The sequence below is a fragment of the Algoriphagus sp. genome (genome assembly GCF_024305035.1).
In the GTDB taxonomy this organism is placed as follows: Bacteria; Bacteroidota; Bacteroidia; order Cytophagales; family Cyclobacteriaceae; genus Algoriphagus.
Genome location: NZ_JAMWZB010000004.1, coordinates 134,888 through 157,155 on the forward strand (window position 1 = coordinate 134,888; position 22,268 = coordinate 157,155).

Annotated in this window: 19 protein-coding genes and 1 riboswitch; of the genes, 11 read left to right on the top strand and 8 right to left on the bottom strand. The window is 42.3% G+C overall.

All coding sequences use genetic code 11. From position 1 onward, the window contains the following. Positions 1-4: 4 nt before the first annotated feature. Together Q0L00_RS03350 and Q0L00_RS03355 are read left to right on the top strand one after the other, a co-directional pair. A complete protein-coding gene (locus Q0L00_RS03350; RefSeq protein WP_297335445.1) occupies positions 5-199 on the top strand; it encodes a DUF6728 family protein in 195 nt (64 codons plus the stop codon). 122 nt (positions 200-321) lie between these two features. After that, positions 322-1,071, top strand: a complete 750-nt coding sequence (locus Q0L00_RS03355; protein WP_297335446.1) for an NIPSNAP family protein — start codon at positions 322-324, stop codon at positions 1,069-1,071. Positions 1,072-1,102: 31 nt separating this feature from the next. Here the strand turns inward: Q0L00_RS03355 and Q0L00_RS03360 are convergent, their stop codons facing one another. Next, positions 1,103-2,734, bottom strand: a complete 1,632-nt coding sequence (locus tag Q0L00_RS03360; protein ID WP_297335447.1) for an ABC-F family ATP-binding cassette domain-containing protein — start codon at positions 2,732-2,734, stop codon at positions 1,103-1,105. A gap of 240 nt (positions 2,735-2,974) precedes the next feature. Here Q0L00_RS03360 and Q0L00_RS03365 point away from each other — a divergent pair, with 240 nt between their 5' ends. After that, entirely contained in the window at positions 2,975-5,419 is a 2,445-nt protein-coding gene (locus Q0L00_RS03365) for a zinc-dependent metalloprotease (RefSeq protein WP_297335448.1), read from the top strand. 127 nt (positions 5,420-5,546) lie between these two features. On the opposite strand, the gene sucD is transcribed toward Q0L00_RS03365, so the two are convergent. After that, the gene (gene sucD / locus Q0L00_RS03370; RefSeq protein ID WP_297335449.1) at positions 5,547-6,428 is read right to left on the bottom strand and encodes a succinate--CoA ligase subunit alpha; all 882 of its coding nucleotides are present in this window, start codon (positions 6,426-6,428) and stop codon (positions 5,547-5,549) included. A gap of 114 nt (positions 6,429-6,542) precedes the next feature. Here sucD and Q0L00_RS03375 point away from each other — a divergent pair, with 114 nt between their 5' ends. Genes Q0L00_RS03375 through Q0L00_RS03395 form a run of 5 tightly spaced genes read left to right on the top strand, consistent with a single transcriptional unit; the run spans position 6,543 to position 13,551 of the window. Continuing rightward, complete coding sequence (locus Q0L00_RS03375; RefSeq protein WP_297335450.1) at positions 6,543-9,986, top strand: ATP-binding protein; 3,444 nt, start codon at positions 6,543-6,545, stop codon at positions 9,984-9,986. Positions 9,987-10,018: 32 nt separating this feature from the next. Next, the gene (locus tag Q0L00_RS03380) at positions 10,019-11,194 is read left to right on the top strand and encodes an ATP-binding protein (RefSeq protein WP_297335451.1); all 1,176 of its coding nucleotides are present in this window, start codon (positions 10,019-10,021) and stop codon (positions 11,192-11,194) included. A gap of 8 nt (positions 11,195-11,202) precedes the next feature. Continuing rightward, positions 11,203-11,835 (top strand): ATP-binding cassette domain-containing protein, encoded by a 633-nt coding sequence (locus Q0L00_RS03385; RefSeq protein WP_297335452.1) that lies wholly within the window; start codon positions 11,203-11,205, stop codon positions 11,833-11,835. Beyond that, positions 11,832-13,088 (top strand): FtsX-like permease family protein, encoded by a 1,257-nt coding sequence (locus Q0L00_RS03390; protein ID WP_297335453.1) that lies wholly within the window; start codon positions 11,832-11,834, stop codon positions 13,086-13,088. Before Q0L00_RS03385 ends, Q0L00_RS03390 begins: the two co-directional genes overlap by 4 nt. Positions 13,089-13,110: 22 nt before the next feature. After that, positions 13,111-13,551 (top strand): hypothetical protein, encoded by a 441-nt coding sequence (locus Q0L00_RS03395; RefSeq protein WP_297335454.1) that lies wholly within the window; start codon positions 13,111-13,113, stop codon positions 13,549-13,551. 36 nt (positions 13,552-13,587) lie between these two features. On the opposite strand, the gene Q0L00_RS03400 is transcribed toward Q0L00_RS03395, so the two are convergent. Beyond that, positions 13,588-14,412, bottom strand: a complete 825-nt coding sequence (locus Q0L00_RS03400) for an aminotransferase class IV (protein ID WP_297335455.1) — start codon at positions 14,410-14,412, stop codon at positions 13,588-13,590. 128 nt (positions 14,413-14,540) lie between these two features. Between Q0L00_RS03400 and Q0L00_RS03405 the strand changes: the two genes are divergently transcribed. Then, positions 14,541-14,966 (top strand): hypothetical protein, encoded by a 426-nt coding sequence (locus Q0L00_RS03405; protein ID WP_297335456.1) that lies wholly within the window; start codon positions 14,541-14,543, stop codon positions 14,964-14,966. Here the strand turns inward: Q0L00_RS03405 and Q0L00_RS03410 are convergent. The 3 genes from Q0L00_RS03410 to Q0L00_RS03420 are packed head-to-tail and all read right to left on the bottom strand — an operon-like array spanning position 14,960 to position 16,600. Further along, positions 14,960-15,406, bottom strand: coding sequence for a c-type cytochrome (locus Q0L00_RS03410; protein WP_297335457.1), 447 nt, complete (start codon positions 15,404-15,406; stop codon positions 14,960-14,962). The genes Q0L00_RS03405 and Q0L00_RS03410 overlap by 7 nt on opposite strands. Continuing rightward, on the bottom strand, positions 15,403-16,056 hold the full coding sequence (locus Q0L00_RS03415; RefSeq protein ID WP_297335458.1) for an SCO family protein: 654 nt from the start codon (positions 16,054-16,056) through the stop codon (positions 15,403-15,405). The genes Q0L00_RS03410 and Q0L00_RS03415 overlap by 4 nt, the downstream gene beginning before the upstream one ends. Positions 16,057-16,063: 7 nt before the next feature. Next, entirely contained in the window at positions 16,064-16,600 is a 537-nt protein-coding gene (locus Q0L00_RS03420) for a CopD family protein (protein WP_297335459.1), read from the bottom strand. A gap of 51 nt (positions 16,601-16,651) precedes the next feature. On the opposite strand from Q0L00_RS03420, the gene Q0L00_RS03425 reads away from it, so the two are divergent. Both Q0L00_RS03425 and meaB read left to right on the top strand, forming a co-directional pair. After that, complete coding sequence (locus Q0L00_RS03425) at positions 16,652-17,059, top strand: hypothetical protein (RefSeq protein ID WP_297335460.1); 408 nt, start codon at positions 16,652-16,654, stop codon at positions 17,057-17,059. Further along, positions 17,052-18,035 (top strand): methylmalonyl Co-A mutase-associated GTPase MeaB, encoded by a 984-nt coding sequence (meaB, locus tag Q0L00_RS03430; protein ID WP_297335461.1) that lies wholly within the window; start codon positions 17,052-17,054, stop codon positions 18,033-18,035. The genes Q0L00_RS03425 and meaB overlap by 8 nt, the downstream gene beginning before the upstream one ends. A gap of 873 nt (positions 18,036-18,908) precedes the next feature. Here the strand turns inward: meaB and Q0L00_RS03435 are convergent. Continuing rightward, the gene (locus tag Q0L00_RS03435; RefSeq protein WP_297335462.1) at positions 18,909-19,961 is read right to left on the bottom strand and encodes a DUF5074 domain-containing protein; all 1,053 of its coding nucleotides are present in this window, start codon (positions 19,959-19,961) and stop codon (positions 18,909-18,911) included. Further along, positions 19,958-21,808: a TonB-dependent receptor gene (locus tag Q0L00_RS03440; RefSeq protein WP_297335463.1), complete on the bottom strand. Its 1,851-nt coding sequence runs from the start codon at positions 21,806-21,808 to the stop codon at positions 19,958-19,960. Before Q0L00_RS03440 ends, Q0L00_RS03435 begins: the two co-directional genes overlap by 4 nt. 120 nt (positions 21,809-21,928) lie before the next feature. Next, a riboswitch (cobalamin riboswitch) is annotated at positions 21,929-22,158 on the bottom strand. Between the last annotated feature and the right edge of the window lie 110 nt (positions 22,159-22,268).

The following is a 22,268-nucleotide window of genomic DNA, read 5'->3' on the forward strand; positions in this document are numbered from 1 at the left end:
CGTTATGTCCAATAATTCAAAACTGAAAGAATTCTTCAAGTTGGGTGAAGTAGGGAATTACTTCGTTCGGGTATTCCAAAAGCCTGACCCTAATCAAAAATCAAATATCAATCTTCGAATGATGCATGGTATCAATAAAATTTCCATCATTGTTTTTCTATTAGCCATTATTGTGTGGACCATTAAGCGATTGATGTAAGGGAGTCAAGTTGACTTTAAAAAAAATCGGATTTTTAAGTTTCTTGTTCAATTTTGGTTTCAAAGGTAAATTTTTCGCAGTACTTTACTTTTCTGAAATCACAATGATCAAACCCATTACCTATGAACAAGCTAATTACTGCGATTTTCTCGCTCATTTTCGTTTTTTCTGTGTCGGCACAGGATTCACCGTTTACAGATTCGAACTATTTTGAAATGCGGGTTTACACTGCTCATGAAGGCAAATTGCCAGATTTGATCAAACGTTTTGAAAATCACACCACTAAACTTTTTGAGCGAGCCGGTATGGAAAATATCGGCTATTTTCTGCCTGTAGATGAATCGGATAATACCCTGACCTATATTCTAGGCTATCCTGATAAAGCCTCCAGAGATCAAATGTGGGAATCTTTTTTGAATGATCCAGAGTGGAAAAAAGTTTATGAAGCGTCCAGAGAAAATGGTCCCTTAGTCAAATCAATTCAGGAAACCTTCCTGGTATTGGCACCAGGGCTCAATGACTTGCCCAAGCCTTCTGCAAGCGGGATTTTTCAGCTCAGAACCTATCACTGTTTTGAGGGAAAAATCGAATCTATTCAAACGCGGTTTAAGGACCATACCCGAGCACTTTTTGAAAAGCAAGGGCTGAAAAATTATCCCTATTTTCTAACGGTGGAAAAAGATGGGAATCAACCCAAACTCGTCTATTTGTTGGGACATGAGAATCAATCTGAATTTGAGGAAGCTTTTCGGCGCTTTGTCAATGATCCGGAATGGATCAAAGTGCGGGATGCCTCCGAAGAAAGCGGTAAAATCGTCGAACGAGTTGATGCCAAATTTTTTACTGCTTTACCATTTTCGAAAATGAAGTAAGAAAAATCCCGGAAGTAATTCCGGGATTTTTTTATCGCTCAACCTCTTTGAGGTTTTCCAATTTTTTATTTCTCAAAAATCCATTGATATCTTCAAAATGCTCTTTGACACGTTTATTGCCAAATTCAAAAACTTTGGTCACCAAACCATCTAAAAAGTCCCGATCGTGAGAAACCACGATTAAGGTTCCGTCAAAAGCCTTTAGGGCATCTTTGATGATGTCTTTTGTCTTCATGTCCAGATGATTGGTTGGTTCATCTAGAATCAAAAGATTGACCGGTTCAAGGAGAAGTTTAATCATAGCCAATCGGGTTTTTTCACCGCCGGATAGAACCTTGACCTTTTTGTTGATATCATCGCCTTTAAACATAAAAGCGCCCAATAAATCCTTGATTTTGGTCCGGATTTCACCGACAGCTATCTGATCAATTGTTTCGAAAATGGTCAGTGATTCATCCAAAAGCGAAGCTTGATTTTGAGCAAAATATCCAATCATGGAGTTGTGTCCCAATTCGCATTTTCCTTCATAATCGATTTCGCCCATGATTGCTTTAATCAGGGTGGATTTACCTTCACCGTTTTTACCGACAAAAGACACTTTTTGTCCTCGTTCAATGGTCATCGAGGCATCTTTGAATACCAAGTGATCCCCGTAGCGCTTACTCAATTCTTCCACCACCACGGGGTATTTCCCTGATCTCGGGGATGGGGGGAAACGTAGCTTGAGCGCAGAAGAGTCCACTTCATCCACTTCTACGATATCCAGTTTTTCAAGCATTTTAACCCGGGACTGAACTTGCAGGGTTTTGGAATAGGTGCCTTTGAATCGCTCGATGAACTGAGTGGTGTCGGCTATGAATTTTTGTTGCTCTTCGTAATGTTTTTGCTGCTGCTCTCTACGCTCTTTTCTCAGCTCTAAATAATGGGAATATTTGGCTTTGTAATCGTAAATCCTACCCATGGTTACCTCAATAGTCCGGGTGGTTATATTGTCCACAAAGGCTCTGTCGTGAGAAATCACCACAACCGCCTTAGCCTTATTCATCAAAAAATCCTCCAGCCACTGAATCGATTCAATGTCCAGGTGGTTGGTCGGCTCATCGAGTAAAATCAAATCCGGTTTTTGAAGTAGGATTTTGGCTAGCTCAATCCGCATTCTCCATCCGCCGGAAAATTCTGAAGTCTGACGAATCAAATCTTCGCGCTCAAATCCCAGACCCAGCAGTACTTTTTCAACCTCCGCTTCATAATTGATTTCTTCGATCGCATAGAATTTTTCACTGAGCTCAGAGACCTTTTCGATGAGTTTGTAATATTCCTCCGACTCGTAGTCTGTCCGAACGGTCAGCTCCTCATTAATACGTTCAATTTCATCTTTCATTTCCAGATAGGAGGCAAAGGCTTTGGAAGTTTCCTCCATGACAGTGCAGTCATCACTGGTCAGCAAATGCTGGGGCAGGTAGGCAACCACGTAATCTTTTGGAGCAGAAACCGCACCGGAGGTTGGTTTGGACTGACCTGCTATAATTTTAAGCAAGGTGGATTTTCCGGCACCGTTTTTTCCCATCAAGGCGATCTTATCACTGTCATTGATGGCAAAGGAAATATTGCTAAAGAGGGCTGTGCCGCCATGCTGTACGGTCACATTATCGACTGAAATCATATTCTGGATATTGAAGCCGCAAAGGTAGGGAATTAGATGAGGAAATGGTGATTACCGGCATTTCTACTTATGCGCCACAATTGAATTTAGGACGACCAATTTTTACTGTTCCGTTTTTTTCCAGGGAAATAGGAAGTCCGATTTCCGGCATTAAAATACCTGAACTTACCGATCATAAATGTCCGCTTGTTTTCTACTGAGTTCAACTCTACTTTTCTTATTGATTTTACTTAAAATTCTATGAAAAATATTTCCAAACTATTGATGGTCTTGTTCCTGTTGAATTCAGGGATGAGTTACGGTCAAAAAAAGAATAAACGAAACGCGGGAGCCTCTCCTGCACAGACCACTCAGGTGGCAAAACCAGAAAAAAAGAGTCCTTTTAAAAAGTATGGGGATATCGTCACTGCTGACGCGGTTTCGGATGATGGCTTATTTAAGGTCCACACCGTAGGGGAGAAGCGGTACTATGAAATTCCTTTTGAATTGCTCAATACCGATATGCTATGGGTGAGTCGTATCTCCAAAATCGCGGAAGGTCTCGGAGGAGGATATTTGAATGCCGGATCTAAAACTAATGAGCAGGTCATTCGATGGTCAAGAGTCGAAAATAAGATTCACTTAAGATCTATATCTTTTGGAAGTGTTGCAAATGATTCCCTGCCTATTCAGCTGTCCGTTTCAGCCAATAATTACGATCCTATTTTAGCGGCATTTTCGATCGAAGCGTTCAATGCGGATTCTACGGCAGCTTTGATTGAGGTTAGTGATTTATTCCTTTCTGACAATCCTTCACTCAGTGGCCTTTCTGTTGGCATGAGAACCAATTACAAAGTCAGGAATTTGGACAAAGCCAGAAGCTACATCAGCAGAATGGAAAGCTATCCGGAAAATATCGAAGTGCGTCATGACATGACCTACAATGCAACTTCCCCTCCTTCTAATTTTAAATCTGGGACGATTTCAATGGAAATGAGTCAATCCATGTATTTGCTGCCCAAAGTTCCCATGCAGCCTCGACTTCATGATCCGCGGGTTGGCTGGTTTACCGTTCGTCAGATTGACTATGGATCCGAGGCACTTAAGTCTGAGGTGAAAACCTACATCAGAAGATGGAGATTGGAACCCAAAGATCCTGAAGCGTATGCAAGAGGAGAGTTGGTCGAGCCTGTGAAGCCGATTGTGTATTATTTGGATCCAGCTACCCCGGAAAAATGGAGGCCATATTTTAAACAAGGCATTGAGGATTGGCAGGTGGCTTTTGAAGCGGCCGGATTTAAAAATGCGATCCTTGCTAAGGATGCACCAAGCAAGGCAGAGGATCCGGATTGGAGTCCTGAGGATGCTCGATACTCTACGGTGAGGTATGTTGCCTCGACCACCCGAAATGCAGTTGGGCCTAGTGTTTCTGATCCGCGCTCAGGTGAAATCATCGAAAGTGATATTATCTGGTATCATAACCACCTTCGCTCTTACAGAAATCGCTACCTTCTAGAAACAGGAGCTGCCAACCCATCGGCCCGAACCCTGGATACTCCTGAAGCCGAAATCGGTGAAATGATGCGACGAGTGATTTCTCATGAGGTAGGGCATGCTTTGGGTTTGCCCCATAATATGAAAGCTTCCTTTGCTTATCCCACGGATTCTCTTCGATCGGCAACGTTTACCCAAAAATGGGGATTGGCTACTACGATCATGGATTATACCCGCTACAATTATGTCGCTCAACCAGGTGATGAGGGAGTTCGCTGGGTGAGAATGTTGGGGCCTTATGATGAGTACGCGATTAACTGGGGCTATCGATATATCCCTGGAGCCGATTCTCCGGAAGCAGAAAAGGAGACCCTAAATCAGTGGATCGCTGAAAAAGCTGGTGATCCTAAATTTCTATTCGGGGGTTCCAATTCCTTTGACCCGAGTTCGCAAACCGAATCGGTCGGAAATGATCCGGTCAAAGCCACCCGGTATGGATTGGCTAACCTGAAAATCGTAGCTCCCAATTTAGCCAAATGGACCACAAAACCGGGGGAAGGATATGCTGATTTGGAAGAGCTTTATGGGGAATTGATTGGAGTGTGGTCCCGGTTTGCAGGGCATGTGGTCACTAATGTTGGAGGGGTATATGAGGAGTTGAAAACCTCTGATCAGGAAGGATTTACTTATCAGCCAATCGCCAAAGCATCTCAAAAAGAATCCATGGATTTCTTGATCCAAGATGTATTTACCACCCCGGAATGGTTGCTGCAAAAGGAAATCCTCAATAATATCGAACCTAGTGGTGCGGTTGACGCGATTGGCTCCATGCAGTCAAGAATGCTTGGAAATCTACTGAGAAGAGACCGTTTGGAACGTATGATTGAAAATGAAGCGCTCAATGGGGATGAAGCGTACACTTTGACTGCTATGCTGAGTGATTTACGAAAGGGACTGTGGTTGGAGCTTTCCGGAACAAAACCCATAGATGCCTTTCGAAGAAATCTTCAACGGGCTCATGTCGAAAGGTTAGTTTCCCTAATGGAGCAGGATGCTGGCAATCGGTCTGATATCAGCGCCGCAGTTCGTGCTGAGTTGAAATATATCCAATCAGCGGCTGCTTCTGCGAGTGCTCGTTACAGTGCTGGAATCATGCAATATCATTTAAAGGATATTGAAGAGATGATTGAATCCATTTTGCAAGCGGAGTAGAAAACTCAAAAAATGGATACAGCTATCCTGAGGGATTAAGATGGCTCTAGTTGAATAAAAATTATCAATAAAAAACCCGCTTTGATTAATTTCAAAGCGGGTTTTCTATATTTTAAAAGGTCTATCCTTAAGCGTTTACGCCCAAAACCTTAGCCATCACGGCTCCGATTTCAGCAGGCGATTCGGCTACGTGAATGCCATTTTCTTTCATAATTCTCATTTTGGCAGCAGCGGTATCATCCGCTCCACCGATGATTGCACCCGCATGGCCCATTCTTCTTCCCGGAGGAGCTGTCTGTCCGGCGATGAATCCTACCACTGGTTTCTTGTTTCCAGTTTCACGGATCCACTTAGCTGCTTCGGCTTCGTAATTCCCGCCGATTTCACCGATCATGACGATTGCGTCCGTTTCTGGATCTTCCATCAGAAGTTGTACCGCTTGCTTGGTGGAAGTTCCGATGATAGGATCTCCTCCGATTCCGATGGCAGTGGATACGCCTAGACCTGCTTTAGCTACTTGGTCTGCTGCTTCATAGGTCAAAGTTCCCGATTTAGAGACGATGCCGATGCGTCCCGGCTTGAAAACAAAGCCAGGCATGATCCCTACCTTAGCTTCTCCCGGAGTAATGACTCCCGGGCAGTTGGGGCCGATCAAAGTAACACCACGCTCTTTGATGTAAGGTTTAGCTTTCATCATATCCGCCACAGGAATACCTTCAGTAATGGTGATGATGACTTGAATTCCAGCATCTGCAGCCTCCATGATGGCATCAGCGGCAAAAGCCGGTGGTACAAAAATAATCGAGGTGTCTGCACCAGTCTTCTGAACAGCTTCTTCTACCGAATTAAAAACTGGCCTTTCCAAATGAGTTGTTCCGCCTTTGCCTGGCGTAACACCACCCACGACGTTGGTACCGTATTCAATCATTTGCTGGGCGTGAAATGAGCCCTCAGACCCGGTAAATCCCTGTACGATTACCTTGGAATTTTTATTGACTAGTACACTCATGCTTCGAATTTTAAAGTTTGGCACAAAAATAAGAGAAACCACCCGCTGACAAAAGAATTGATTAACATTCTCTAGGTTATTTGACATCGAATTTCTTTTTTTAACTTCGCTCCCGTGGGAAACCGTGTTCGATTTTCGTTACTCTTTCTACTTTTATGGGTGGATATTTCTTTGGGATTTGGGCAATCCTTTAAGTATAACACGATGCCCAAAGGCGTGAAACTACCAGTTCAAAACATTTTTCAGATTGAGCAGGACAGCCTGGGGCGAATGTGGTTTTCAACATCGAGAGGTGTTTTTTATTCTGATGGTATCCAGACTTTTGCTTTGCCGGATTCGCTGTATTCCAATTTTGATTTTCAGGTATCGCTTCATGTCGATGAGCAGGGCTTCGTCTGGATTTACAATAACTCTGGTCTTCCCAAACTTTTTAAAGGCGGCTATGGAAAATGGGAAGAATTTGATTTTAACCAACCTGTCACTGCCGAATTTAGTTCAAATATTCACTTTCAATCTTTTGGAAGTGGGAAGGATCAGCTTTTTTTCCTGGAGACGGAGTTTGAGTTTTTTACTTGGGTTGAAGGGGGAGAAGTAGCAAAAATTAACCGTGAGGTCGAGACCATAGGGCGATTGCACTCGCTTGAAAAATTTTCCAATCAAATTTATGGTTTTTTTGAAAAAGGAATCTTCTTACTAGATGGGAGGGAATTGATCCCCATTTCTTTGGAAGGACTCACCTTGCCATCGCTACCGGTAAATGTGAAAAAAGGACCTGATGATCAGTATTATTTTTTAGGGAAAAATTACCTGGCGAAAGGAAAGGGGTTGAGATTTCCAGAGGAATTTTTGGATCGGAATTTTTCGAAAGATTATTTTTTTGCAACTGAGTATTTCGGGTTGGGATTTGACAAGGAAAATATTTTTTATCATTTCAATTCCCCATTGCGAAAACTGAAAACCGGTGAAAATCGGCCATTGGAATTGGGACTGGAATTTATTCTCAACTCCTTTAATATCCAGGATTATTTTATTGATCGAGAGGGGATTCTGTGGATGAGCACCAATCGGGGATTGGTCAATATCAATAGCCTTATTTTTCAGAATTATGGCTATTGGAATTCGGAGCTTTTGGGTGAAGAAGTCACGGCCATTCACCGGGTAAAAGAAGGGGAATACCTTTTCGGCTTCAATAATGGCATTCAATACTATTCTCGCTATCAGCTCCAAACTCTCTATCGGGATGAGTTTCCCGATGGGATTCCAACTGGACGAATCATTAATTTTACAAAAGGGAAAGAGGAGCAGGTCTGGTTTTCGGCAAACTGGTCTGGAGTGGGGTTGGTGGATACAAAAACGAAAGGAGTCCAGTTATTTCCACCAGGTTCCGGGGTTAGTATATCCAATGTGCAAGCCGTCGGAGATAGTTTGATCATCACAGGTCCAAAAGATGTATTCGTTGCGCCAATTTCCGCCCGTGGACAAAGGCTCTACGATAGAAATCTAAAAAAGGAAATCACAGAATTATTGGGAGATTCTTTTTTCTATCTCCGCAAATCCTCCCTACTTTCTGATGGGCGATTGATAATTTTGCGTGCCTCCAAGCTGGACAATCCTGTCCCCTTTGTGGAAAATGATCGAATGGTCATTGCCGAAGGGTATGATTTTCTAGAAACGGAGGAAGGAATTCTTTTGGGAACTGAAAGTGGGCTGAAAATCATCAAAGATGATCAAGTCATGCCTTATTCCCTGACCGATGAATTGATCAATCGACCAGTTTTTGTTCTGTTGAAAGATAGTAAAAACAGGATTTGGGCCGGGACCGATGATGGGATTTTTGGAATACAAAAAGATCTGTTCTTTCACTATAATGAGTCCAATGGGTTAATTGCCAATGAAATCAACCGGGGAGCTTTGATTGAAGCCGAAGATCAGAATTTGTTGATCGGTACGGTGAGAGGGTTTTCGATGTTTTTCCAGTCAGAGGACTTTTTGGCCCAGGGAAATCCGAAAGTCAGTTTGGGGAAAATGAAGATCGGGGATGAGCTGTTAACTCAGAAAAACAGGAGTTTTCCAGCAAGTAAAAACTCTCTTGAAGTTGATTTTACGGCAGTGGGATTCAATGAATCTCAGCCCCTGTGGATCCATTATCGGCTTAAGGGAATGGGAGAGGATTGGCAAATCATTACCGATCCCAAGTCGTCCACTTTGTTTTTTGGGAATTTAGCTCCTGGTGATTACCAGTTGGAGTTAAAATCTTCCTATTCCGGAAATTCCTTTTCCAAAACCATTGTCAGTGCTCCTTTTCGAATTCTAAAACCGTTTTATTTAAGGGCCTGGTTCTTGGTTTTGGTGGCTTTGGTTTTTATTGCCATCGGTATTTTGATCAATGTGCTGTACAGACAATTCCAAAAAGTAGGTTCGCTCAAAACTGCGTTTGACCGCTCGGATAAGGAAAAGTTATTTATCGAAGAGCAATTTAAAAATGTGTGGAACAGTTCAAAAGATGGCTTGGCACTCAGCTACGATGGGGACACGATCATAGCGGCCAATCCGGCAATGGCCAACTGGCTGAAACTTGATCCAGAGGAATTATCAGGTAAAAAATTCAGTGACTTGATTTTTAAGGAGAATGGTCAGGATTCCTTTAGGAGTAAGTTTGAAAATCGAATGAATCAAATCGATGAGGAAGGGTTTGAAATGGAAGCCCAGATTGTGGTGCCTGAAGGAAAATTGGATGTGGCCTTGTTCAACCGGGTGATTCAGGAGGATGGATTAAAAGATCGAAAAGTAATTCTAACGGTGATTCGGGATACTTCTTCAGAAAAGGCCATTGCTACCAAACTCCGAGAAGCCAAAGAGGAAGCCGAACAAGCCAATCGATTTAAAACCAGTTTGCTGAGTAATGTGAGTCATGAAATCCGGACGCCACTCAACGGGATCATTGGTGGTGCCGAACATATCATGATGACACATTCTGAAAATCCCAAACTGATTTCTCAGCTTGATATTATCCTTCAAAGTGGGGAACGACTACTTCAGACGATTAATTCTCTCTTGGATATGGCCAAAATTGAGGCCAATAAAATGGAAGTGGTCTATACGCTAACTCCCATCAGAGAATTCATTACCTACTTGATAAAATCGTTTCAAGTTTTGGCCCATAATCGGAAGTTGGATTTAAAGGTCGAGTTGCCCGACCGAGATCAAGAGGTTTGGATTGACAAAAGATTTATAGAGATTATTTTAAATAATATAGTGGGTAATGCCATCAAATATTCTTGGAAAGGGAATGTTTTGATCAAGGTAGCGATCAGTGATCAAGCTTTGAAAATGGAGGTAAGCGATCAGGGGGTAGGAATGTCTCAGGAGTTTTTGGAGAAGGTATTTGATCCCTTTGAGCAGGAAAGTACAGGCCATCAGCGGCAATTCGAAGGAACGGGACTAGGGCTGAGTATTACCAGGCATTTGGTAGATCTGCTTGCCGGTAAAATCAGTATTGCCAGCCAAAAAGGCGAAGGAACCACAGTAATCGTAGAAATTCCCTTGCCAAATTCATAATTTTTGTATTTTCAAAAAACAAATTTTAATACATGTTTAGCCTAAAGGTTTTAATCGTAGAAGATGACTCGGTTTCTGCACTTTTATTGAAGCGAGCGTTGGAAAAAAATAACCATCAAATTATAGGTATTGCGGATTCTGGAGAGATGGCACTGCAGATATTGGAAGAGGATCCCGCAGAGATCGTCATGATGGATATCAATCTCTCAGGAGAGCTTGATGGAATCAAAACGACTGAAATAATCAATGAGAAATTTGATATCCCTGTGGTTTATTTGAGTGCTAGCTCTGATGCAGAAACCCTCAATAAAGTGGTGGGAACTAATCCGAGCGCCTACGTTATCAAACCATTCAATATCCGTGAACTAAACATGGTAATTGAGTTGGCGATCTTTAAAGATAGAAAGGAAAAAGAACTTCAGAAACTCAACAATGAACTGGAGGAAAAAGTAAAACAACGAACTGCTGAACTTTACGAGGCCAATAAAGAACTGACCAAAGCCCTGGAGAAGGAACGTGAAATTAATGAGCTGAAATCCCGAATTGTATTGAATGTTTCCCATGGATTTAAAACACCCCTCACCTCAATCTTGAGTTCAGCCCAGCTCCTGCAACTCTATGCCGAGAAGGATCACCCGTTCAAACAGAAAATCGCAAAACATGCGATGAAAATTGAAAATTCTGTTCGAGCGCTTAATAATTTGCTGACCTCGGTTCTCTTTTTCGGGAAAGCTGACGCAAACAAAATGGAATACAAGCCCAAAAAGATGTTTGTCCAGGCTTTTATCAAGGAAGTACTCGATACGGTCAAAGCAGGGATCGAAAACGATGTCAAAATAAAAGCCGAGTTAGGCGATCTACCCAAAGTGATCGTTTCCGATAGTGAGCTGCTTTATCAGGTTTTTGAAAATCTCCTATCCAATGCAGTCAAATACTCCAAAGAAGCAGGGGAGGTGAAATTTACCCTTACCTATGAGGATGGTCGTTTGATTGCAAAAATTCAAGATAAAGGAATTGGGATACCAAAGGCAGAGCAAAGTCAGCTTTACGATCGTTTTTTTAGAGCACACAATGTCGGGATCGTTGAGGGTTCTGGATTGGGGTTGTCCATTGTCAAAAAGTGTCTTGAAGTACTCAAAGGAGATATTAACTTTACTAGTGAAGTAGGAAAAGGTACTATATTTCATGTGACTGTACCCGTAGATTAAATTTATTCATGTTATTCACCACCAAAGATTTGAGCTTTGCCCATCCGGGTCAGGCCCTGTTAAAATTTCCTGATATTCAATTGAATTCCTCTGAAGCATTACTGGTTTTGGGGAAATCAGGAAGTGGAAAAACCACTCTGCTCAATTTGCTGGCAGGACTCCTTCAGCCGCTGAGCGGTTCGGTGGTCCTGGATGAAATAGCAATTAATCAGCTCCGCGGTTCTGGATTGGATTTATTTCGGGGGAAAAACATTGGGATTGTCTTTCAGAAGCCTCATTTACTTGCCCCACTTTCGGTCAAAGAAAACCTGGAAATGGCGCATTTTTTTGCCAAAACCTCGGGACAAGCTATCCAGCCCTTACTGGAAGAATTGGGGATTGGGTCCAAAATCAATGCTTCGGTTCGGACGTTGAGCGAAGGAGAAGCACAACGCGTTTCCATTGCACGGGCCTTGGCAAACTCCCCAAAGTTGATACTGGCAGATGAACCAACCTCCAGCTTGGATGATCAGAATACTGAAAAAGTCATCGGTCTGCTGAAGTCCCAATCCCAAAAAATCGGGGCGGCTTTGATTATTGTAACCCACGATCAGCGTGTCAAGAACCACATTCCCAATTTTATAGAAGTCAAAGCCTCATGAATGTTTTTAAATTAAGTTGGAAGTATCTGACATTTAAGCCTTTGTCTACTGGGTTAAACCTATTGTTATTGGCCCTAGGACTCGCAATCATCACGGTTTTATTGTTGATTCAAAATCAGGTTGAAAAGAAAATGACACAGGATGCTGAAGGGATAGATTTGGTCGTGGGAGCCAAGGGGAGTCCCCTTCAGATTATTCTATCGGCAGTGTATCACATTGATTTTCCTACGGGGAATATTCCCATGAAAGAGGCGATGCGACTCAATCAAAGTCGCCTGGTAAAAAGTACCATTCCATTGGCTTTGGGGGACAATTATCAAGGCTATCGTGTGGTTGGAACCAATCATGATTATTTGGCACTTCATCAGGTAAATTATCAAGAAGGGATTGCTTGGGAAAAACCATTTGAAGTAGTGTTGGGAGCGACTGTGGCTAGAAAAAGCGGTCTGAAAGTAGGAGATTCATTTACAGGGAGTCACGGGATAAGCGAGGGAAGTCATGATCATGAAGCACATGATTTTAAAGTAGTGGGGGTCCTAGAACCGAAAGGAACTGTAGTGGATCGACTCGTGATGACTTCCCTGGAATCTGTTTGGCTGACCCACGATGAGGAGGAAAATACAGAGCTTGTCGAGGAAAGTGATGCCGAGCATCAGGCAAAATTCCATAGTCCGGTAGCCAAAACTGGGTTTCCAAAAACTGAGATTGATCGGGATGTAACCGCCCTTTTGGTCCAATATCGTAGCCCAATGGCTGCGGTACAATTGCCTCGAATGATTAACTCAGCCACCTCAATGCAGGCCGCTTCGCCAACTTTTGAGATGTCGCGACTTTTTGAGCTTTTGGGGGTAGGGGTTAGTTTACTGCAAGGTTTAGCTTTTGTGTTGATTGCCATTTCAGGGTTGGGAATTTTTATTGCTTTGTATAATTCACTCAAAGAGCGAAAGTATGATTTGGCCATTTTAAGAGCAATAGGTGCGTCTGGGCTGCAACTCCTGATGATGGTTTTTTTGGAAGGGATAATCCTGACTACTTTGGGGGCGATTTTTGGGATAATTTTGGGTCACTCCTTTTTGGCGCTACTGGTTTTCCAAAATGATCAAGGTGTAGCCGCCTCGCTTCAGCCTTGGGTGTTTTTGAAACAAGAACTTTGGATTGTCGTTTATGCGTTATTGGTAGGAATAGCAGCTTCCCTGATTCCTGCCTGGACTGCTTATCAAACAAGTATTGCAAAGCAGCTGACAAAAGCGTAATTAGCAGCAGAAAATGAATAGAATGAGAAAAGAAGTATATGTATCCCTAGCAAGTCTTGTCGTAGTTTTGCTCCCGTTTATCGTTCACGCCCAAAGCGACAATGTCTGGAGAAATCTCTCTGAAGTGAGTTATGAAATAAGTGAGGATAACTTCGGTGAACTTTACGTACCGGTATTTTCCGATAAAATCAAAAGTCTTGAAGGTAAAGTCGTCGAGGCAGACGGTTACATTATACCTTTCGAAGGCATGTTTAAACCTGAACACATCATCCTTTCCAGCCTACCTTTGGCGGAATGTTTCTTTTGTGGGTCAGGGGGCCCCGAGACCGTGATGGAAGTCATGATGGCTACTCCGATTAAATATACTTCCAAGCGAGTCAGAGTCAGAGGAAAACTTACCCTGAATTCCAAAGATCCTGAAAAATTGATGTACATTTTAACCGATGCGGAATTGTTGGACTGATTAAACTAAAAAACGGCTTTCGGGCCGTTTTTTAGTTTAATTGGGGTTGATTTCCTTTACTTTTTGTCTGAATTTTTCTAAGAGCCCTAGCGACACGGGGCCAGGCTTTCCAGATCCAATCTTCAGGTCATCAATTTGAGTCACCGGTAGCAAGACTTTGGTCGTACTTGTAATGAAGGCCTCATCCGCATCCCGAATTTCCTGCATGGTCATGGGACGAACATGTGCCCCTCCAGCCAATTCAATTATACGCTTCCGGGTAATTCCCAAAAGGATATTACTATCTGGAGTAATGAGTTCTCCGTTTTTTACTAGGAAAAAATTACTTCGTGAGCTTTCGCTTATGTAATTTCCCTGATGGTAGAGTACATCTTCTGCACCTTGTTTTTTCCACCCGGCCGAATGCCAAACCGCCAGGGCATAATTGGTGGTTTTAATTTCGGCTACGGGCCGAACATATTCCAAAGTAAGGAGTTTAATCCCATTTTGGTATTTTTCCTCTGAAGGGAAAACCAAAGACTCAGCGAAAATAAAAAGCTTTCCTTCTCCGGGAGAAAAGTGGTTTTCAGATATTCCTCCGCTTAAAACCATCCGGATACCTCCTTCTTTTAGGTCATTTTTTTCAATCAATTCAAAAATTATCTTGGTCAGGTCTTCTCGGCTATAGGGCAGAGGAATAAATGTCCGTTCAGCAGATGCAATGAATCGATTCAAGTAATCCTCAAGAAATAAGGGTTTGTAATTCACCGTCCTAAAAAAATCAAAAATTCCGTATCCCCTGATTAAACCCAGGTCAGAAGGATGAATCGTAGCGGAAGCTGTTGGGACAATCAATCCGTCAGCAAAACAAAATGGTTTCATAAAGGTGAATTTTAGAACGGTTAAAATTACTAACCTACCAGTATATTTAATACATTTGAGGAAATAAAAAGAGAAATAAGATTTTAAAAAGATTAAATATAACCAATTCTTTAAAAAGGAAAATAATCATGAAAGGAATTACCCCACTTTTGATTTTATTAACATTAGGTTTTTTAGTTGCCTGTAAACCAAGTCTAGAAGAGACTAATGCGCAGCTGAGAGAAGAGGTAATTGCGGTGCATGATGAAGTGATGCCACTGATGGGAAAGTTAAAATCTTTTGAAAAACAAGCCAAAGATAAAATAGAGGAGATGGAGCAATCAGCATTAGCAAATTCGACTCAACTTGAAGAGCTTAAAGCACTTTCCTATGATCTTAACCAAGCCTATGAGGGGATGTTTGTATGGATGAGGCAATACGAAATTGAGGACGGAGAGAAAACTCAGGAGGAAGTGGAGGTTTACCTTAACGAACAAATGAAATCAATCTCCAAAGTAAATGATGAAATTAAGACTGTATTGGAACGGGCTGAAAAATCGTTGGGGAATCAGTAGTTTTCGGGTTTTTCTCGTAAGTATTTTTCAATCTCGGAAGATGTAATTACCCCTTCGTTCATTCCCCAAATATTATATAGATAGGTAGTGATTTGGGCTAACTCCAAAGGCTTGAGCGAAGTATTTGCAGGCATGGGTTGATCATAGATTTGCCCATTTACGATGATTTCTCCTTTTTGTCCGTGGCGCATAATCCAAACCGATCGATGGATGCTTTTTTTGAAATAGTCGGCCTCTCGAAGTGGAGGTATTAATTTGCCCAATCCTCGTCCGTCGTTTTGATGGCAATTTCCACAATAGCTTTCGTAAAGTGTTTTTCCAATCACGGCATATTGCATAACTTCCGGATCCGATATTTTAGCAAGTTCATTTTCTTCATTAGTGGATTTGGGAGCGCAGGCACAGCTTAATGCGAATAAAACAAATAGCGTTTTTTTCATGGAGTAAGCAGTTTTGGAATATCGCCAAGCAATCGGTCTACTTGTTCGGATTTTGTGCCGTCATACACCCCACGGATGTGGCCATTTTGATCCACAAGGACAAATGCTCCGCTGTGTAGAAATCCTCCCGGTTCATTTTGATCTTCCATCGCAGTGGTGAGGTAGCTTGTCTGACCGATTTCATAAATTTTTTCTGAATCCCCAGTCAGAAAATTCCACGAGGAGGCATTTTCTACGCCTAATTTTTCGGCATATTCTTTCAGGACTTGCTGTGTATCGTGGGTTGGATCTATGCTATGACTGAGAATTTTGAAATTGGGATTCTTACCATAAGCTTCATAGACGCGTAGCATTTCTTTTTTCATGATGGGACAAATTGTGGGGCAAGTGGTGAAAAAGAAATCTGCAACATACACCTTTCCTTCGACGGTCGAATTGTCAACAACCTGACCTTCTTGATTGATAAAAGAAAAGTCGGCAATTTTGTGGTAAACGGTGTCTTGTTTGATCTCACCGTTTACCTTAGTTTCTTCCACATGCCAATTTCCCAACTTGGGTAGAGGCTCATTGGAATCGTTATTTCCAGAGCTACATTGCCATGAAATCGTGCCGGTAAGTGCTAAACCAACAATTAGTTGAAACCTGCGCATTTAAAATTTAAGATTTGGTGCGATATTTTTTATAAATTCTGATTCCAAGCATCAAGATGATGCCCAGTCCTACTAGTCCAGCAATTCCCCAAATCATGCTTAAGGTATTCTTGAGCACAATTAAAAAGACAATTGCAAAAAGAAGCAGAGTGGAAGCTTCATTCCAAATTCTTAACTGAGTGGAGGTCCAGCGAGTTCGCCCATTTTGTAATTCTTTAAATAATTTATGGCAACCCAAATGATAGATATAAAGCAAAAGGACAAATCCCAATTTTGCCTGCATAAAGCCTAACTCCAGATAACCCAACCGGTACATCAGCACCCAGGTGCCAAAAATCAGGGTAAGAATTGCGGACGGCCAAGTAATAATGTACCACAGTCTTGAGGCCATGAGATCAAGCTGAGGTTTGAGAATTTTTTGCTCTGCCTCCGGTCGTTCCATCGCTTCGGTCTGATAGATAAATAATCGGACGATATAGAAAAGCCCTGCAAACCAAGTGACAACAAAAATGATGTGAAGTGCTTTGATGTATTCGAATCCCATGTCAGAATTTTCGGCTAAATTAAGGCCTAAACAGTTTAAGCCCCAAAGATTTTGAAAACTAACCGCATTATCTTCCTTATTCTCGCTCTTACCGTGGTAACATTAATTGCTTATATTTCTGTAGCTAGCTTTTCAGGTGGTAATCTAAGCCAATTTGAAGGAAAATTGGAAGAGATGGACTTTTACCGTAATGAAAATAACACCGGTCCGGTTTTGAGGATTTATACCATCAAAATTATTGATGCAGACCGAGAAATGATGCTAGAATATGCGAAGCAGATGCCTCATACCAAATATGGTAGAACTTTGATTTTTTTCTTTTCAAGCGCAATAAAGGAAGTGGTGAAAGTGGGACCAAGGGAACCGTATTTTGATTCAGTTCACCGTCCTTATTTAGTGGCTAGTTTTTTGAAGACGCCCATGAGTGAAGAACGGTTTAATTACTTTGGTGATGATTAAAAGGAAAAGTTTAGATGAATATAAGCAGGGTGTCCTAGCGGGAAACCGGGTGATTCTTTCTCAAGCGATTACCCTGGTGGAGAGTAATTTGAATTCCGATGCTGAGCTTGCGGGGAAATTGGTTCAGGAGCTTTTACCCCATGCAGGAAAGTCCATACGGATTGGGATTACGGGAGTTCCCGGTGTGGGGAAGAGTACGTTTATTGAAGCTTTTGGAAGTTTACTTTTGGAGAAAGGAAAAAGAGTAGCCGTTTTAGCAGTAGACCCGAGTAGTCAAAAGACGAAAGGAAGTATTCTCGGAGACAAAACCCGAATGGAAAAACTGGCTTCCGACAAGCGGGCATTTATCAGACCTAGTCCCTCAGGGAGTACGCTGGGAGGAGTCAGTGCCAAAACACGGGAAGCAATGCTCATTTGTGAAGCGGCGGGGTTTGATGTCATATTAGTTGAAACTGTAGGTGTGGGACAATCCGAGGTGGCTGTAAAAGGAATGGTGGATTTTTTTCTACTGCTGATGCTAGCCGGGGCCGGGGATGAACTGCAGGGTATCAAAAAAGGAATTATGGAAATGGCCGACACACTTTTGATTCACAAAGCAGATGGGGATAATCTTCCTGCAGCCAAACGGGCCAAGTCCAATTTTTCCAATGCCTTACATTTGTTTCCGTTGGGAGAAAATTCTTGGGCTCCGAAAGTGCTAATCGGATCTTCTCAAACTCGGGAGGGTCTTCATGAGGTATGGAATACCATCCAGCTTTTTCAGGATCATATGATCCGTTCGGGCTGGTTTGAGAAAAATCGAGCTGATCAACGCTTAACTTGGCTTCATGAATCAGTGCAAGCGATTTTAGGAAAGCTTTTTTATTCACATCCTGAGGTTAAAAAAATGCTTCAAAGAGGAGAAAAGGAAGTGCAAAACGGAAAAAAAAGTCCGATGACTTTTGCCCGAGAATTGACAAAAATATTCTTATCCTGAGGACCATTTGTTTTTCCTGCTCCTGGGCTTGATTTCTTTCCAATTGTTTGTGCTTTCTTAGCGAATTAGAGCAAAGGAGATGGAAAATGCAGCGTGCTGTAAGGCAGGGGATTGCGTGATGATAACTAAGGTTTTTTCTGTTTTTATTAAAAATATGCTCAAAAAGGGTTTAAAAATTTTGGACAGGGACTGTACCATACAAAGGTGGAGAGGAAATTAGACGTTAGCACTAAAGCACACGCTATGAAACCCAAAGCCCATTTGTCTTTAGAAAATGGCTTGTTCACAAATCCGGAATCAGTGACTCGATCAATGTATCCCTAAAAAAGTTTCAAGGTTAGTTTTTTATGGATTCACATGGGATTGGATGAGGAAATGCTGAATTTCCTGGAGCATCAAGGGACGAGCAACTGGAAGTTAAACTTAATATTCGCTATCCAGCAGATGCTCAAATCAGCATTTTTTTGAATGTTCCCTCAACTCAGGAGGAGATCATCCTAATTCATTGGTGAGCTTTTTGAGAGTGGATCCATTAAAATTAAAGAAAATAGTAGGAATAATACTAAGAAGTGGGGGAAAGGAATTGCTCTTAACTGCAAAGAAATTGAGGGGAAAGGCTGGGCAGGCCTTGAGTGAATTTCATCAAATCCCTCGGACTGAAGAATGGAAGGAATCCGTTTTTGATCTCCGAATCGAACTTCTTTTGACCACTGGCCATGGGATTCAAAAACGGAAAACTTGGCTTGAATTACCATCCCTTCCAGATTGATCCCGATGGGATGGGCTTTACAGACTAGATTTTTGAGCTAGAAAACCAACACGAACACGAAAAGAAGAAAAAACTCCGCCCTTTTGAGGCGGAGTCATGATCAATCAGCGGATCAAGAACCCGGAGGGACCTCGGCCGACTTCAACCTCATCGACTTCATTCCCGCTCTCGTCCAGTACAGTGACTGTTCCATTTCCCTGGAATCCATTTGAATTTGCCAAATATATTTCTCCCCTAATTTGGTCCACTCCGATTCCATAAAAACCGGAACCCTCATGCCAATTTGGATTTACCGTCGAATTTGAAAGCGAAAGTGTCGCGACAGCATCTACGTAATCCGGAAACCCGGAACTTCTGATCAAATACAGCATGCCGTCATTTCCAGATGCGATTTTGCCAGTGGCCATGGAAATAGGAAAGATATCGGTGGAGGCGATGGTGAAATTCTCCAAATTAAAACTATAAAACCTGACTTCCGATGCATCAATTGCGTAAAGATAAATGATTCCGTTAGTCTCAAAGAATACTTTGGGACTACCTGTTACCTCAATGGTTTCGACGACTTCCTCCTGTTTCGCGTCAATGACTTCTACCATGCCTTCTTCTGAGCCGGCTACCAAAATGAATTTTCCAACAGAAATCAAATCTTCAGGTTTTCTAGATACGGGGATTTTTTTGCTGACACCTCCACCATTTATTTCTTGTACCACGGCGATGTAGGATTCAGGTGTATTGAAATCGGCATCGTATGGACCATAATCTGAAATGAAAATTTTTCCCGAATTAACAGTTAAGGAACGTGGTTGGTCCAAATCAGTGGTTACAGCACCGGTGCTGGTAAAATCCCCAGCGTCCACGATTTCAATTTTCCCGGTGTTGGCCACGAGGTAAAGTTGATCGTTTTCATAAACGATGTCTTGGAGTAATCCTGCAAAGGGTCTTCCATTGGCAGATTCGAAAATATTGGGTTTTAGCTCTTCGGTGGAGGGGTCTAGATGAAATACTTCCCCGTCATTGCTGCCAAAAGCACCTTCATTGAGGATTAGGATGCCTGATTCAAATTCGCCACGGGGAACTTCGGGTTGATTTTCCGTGCAGGAAAATAAAATAAGTAAGATTACAACGAGTTTACTCGATTGAAATAGGTGTTTTTTCATAGCTGAATGGATAAATTAAAATGATAAGATCTGCCCGGCATCGGTCTTAGGTAAAGGACCTGATATTCGGTATTGAAAAGATTTTGAATGCGGAATTGGATTGGGATTTTGAAATCGCCAAGTGCAAATTCAGAAAATCCCATAGTCAAATTGCTGAGAAAATAGGCGTCTAAGGTCCGAGGGTTATCTGCGGTAACATTTCGTTCCCCGGTGAAACTGTTTTGGAGTAAAAGGTAAACCGATTGATACTTTGCCTTCATGGAAAAATTGGCCTGATGTTGGGGTGTGTAAGGAAGTTGATTTCCTACACTGGAATCGTTGTCGGAGATTTTTCGAACAGAAACTGCTCGGTTTAGGCTATACTGCCATTGGTTTTCCCATTTCACCTTTCCTGTAGGAAAGCGGAATGTTCCTTGGTATTCGATTCCTTCTGATCTCACTTTTCGGATGTTTTGTGGAGACCAGATATTTCCCTGTGGCAACCAAATAATCCAGTCATCCACGCTCATATGGTAGCCAGTCAGGCTTTGGCTGAGTTTTCCGGATTTCCATTCCAATCCAGCTTCGGATGTCCAGGAGTTTTCAGGAAGGAGATCGGGATTTCCTCCGGGAAACCAAAATCGATCATTTAAGGTGGGTACCTTGAATCCTTTACCTGCCGAGAGATTTAACTTTAGCTCCTGATTTCCTTTTTTCCAAAAAGTCCAGCCCATTCCCAAGCTAGGAATCCAGGGTTGAACTTGATCATCGTAAGAAATTTGTCGCAAATTCAATGCAAGGTTCAAGTTCTCTGCCGGTTCAAATTTGACCGACTGGAAAAGTTCAACCCGTTGATCCACCGCCTGATACGTGCTGAGCTCTCCGATCTGATGAATAAATCGCGCTCCCAAATGAAAGAACCAATGCGGATTTACCTGATAGTCCCATTCGGTTCCAAGTAAAAATTGTTTAGTCCGGTTAAGGCTTTTATTGAAAATCTGATTTTCGACAACGAAACCAGTTTTTAGCTGAAAGGTGCTCTTGGCTGCATATTGCTCGTAATCCATCACCCAACGCAGACTTTGATCCTGCTGCTGATCTTGGGTTACCGATCCCAATGGGGCTTGAATTTCCCGGTCCGCCTCGTGAAACCAAAGCGAAGTTTTGAGTTTTTTGTTGCTGGTAATTTTCCATCCAAAATCTTGAACAAATCCCCATTGACTTACTTGCCCATGAGCTTGTCGTTGGATAGGAGTTTCAGGGAGGGCTAAATTTCGAAAGGGGAAATTGTTTTCAGAAAACTGACGATAAATTTTACTTTGGGCGATCAATTTTTCAGTGGAAATCCGCCCCTTCGCTTGGGTGTTAAATTGGCCGAAACTTCCGAGTTCTTGAGTGAACAAAAAGGTAGAGCCGGCATTAAATTTACTCTCCGAATTGAGATGAATACTTCCTCCGATGGATTCATTTCCGATTAAGGCACCATTTGATCCAAAATGTAAACTTGCGGATTCAAAAGCAAAAACCGGAAGAAGCGTTAAATCACTTTGTCCAAGAGAAGGACTGGTTATCGGCATGCCGTTCCAAAAAATCGCTGTATGTCCCGCTGAGGTCCCTCGAAAAGAAGGGGAGGCTAGCATCCCCGGGCCATATTGACGAATGAAAACCGGGCTTTGGACTGAAAGCAGGTCTGCTAGGCTTTGCGATCCGACTAGTGAAAGATCCTCTTTTTTCCAGGTGATTTGCTTTTGTCCTTGGCTGTATCGCTCCAGGACAGCCGCATTCACTTCAATTTCGGATAAAGAAACCGTATCCTGCTTTTCCGGAATTTGGCCGAAAAAGGATAAAACCCATAGAAGTAAAATCATGCCTGATCGAATTATAGATTGGTTAATTCGATTCGGGCTTGAAGAGAAATGGGAAGAAATGGAACGTAATCGGAAAATCCGATGGCTGATGCATATCTTCTTCGCTTTTCCTCCGAAAGCACAGAATCTACAGAATCAGGCAGGTCTCCTGGCTCGTCTGACTTTTGCTGCCTTCTCAGTCTCGATATTGGAGACCAATGGCTGGTGTGAGCAAAAGCATTTTCCGATAAATCCTGATTTTATCAGGGCGGATCAGACTTACAGTTGCGGGGACAGCTTCGGTTTTACACCGAATTCCCTTTTAATCCTAAAATCAACCGATTTTAAGAACCCGTTTCCAATGCAAACATAATGGGTATTCTTGTGGTAATGCAAGACTGGTAAAGATTTTTTTGTATTCGGATTTTCCTTCCTGTTTATTTGGGTCAAAATTACCTGATCATTCCATTGAAAACTTTCT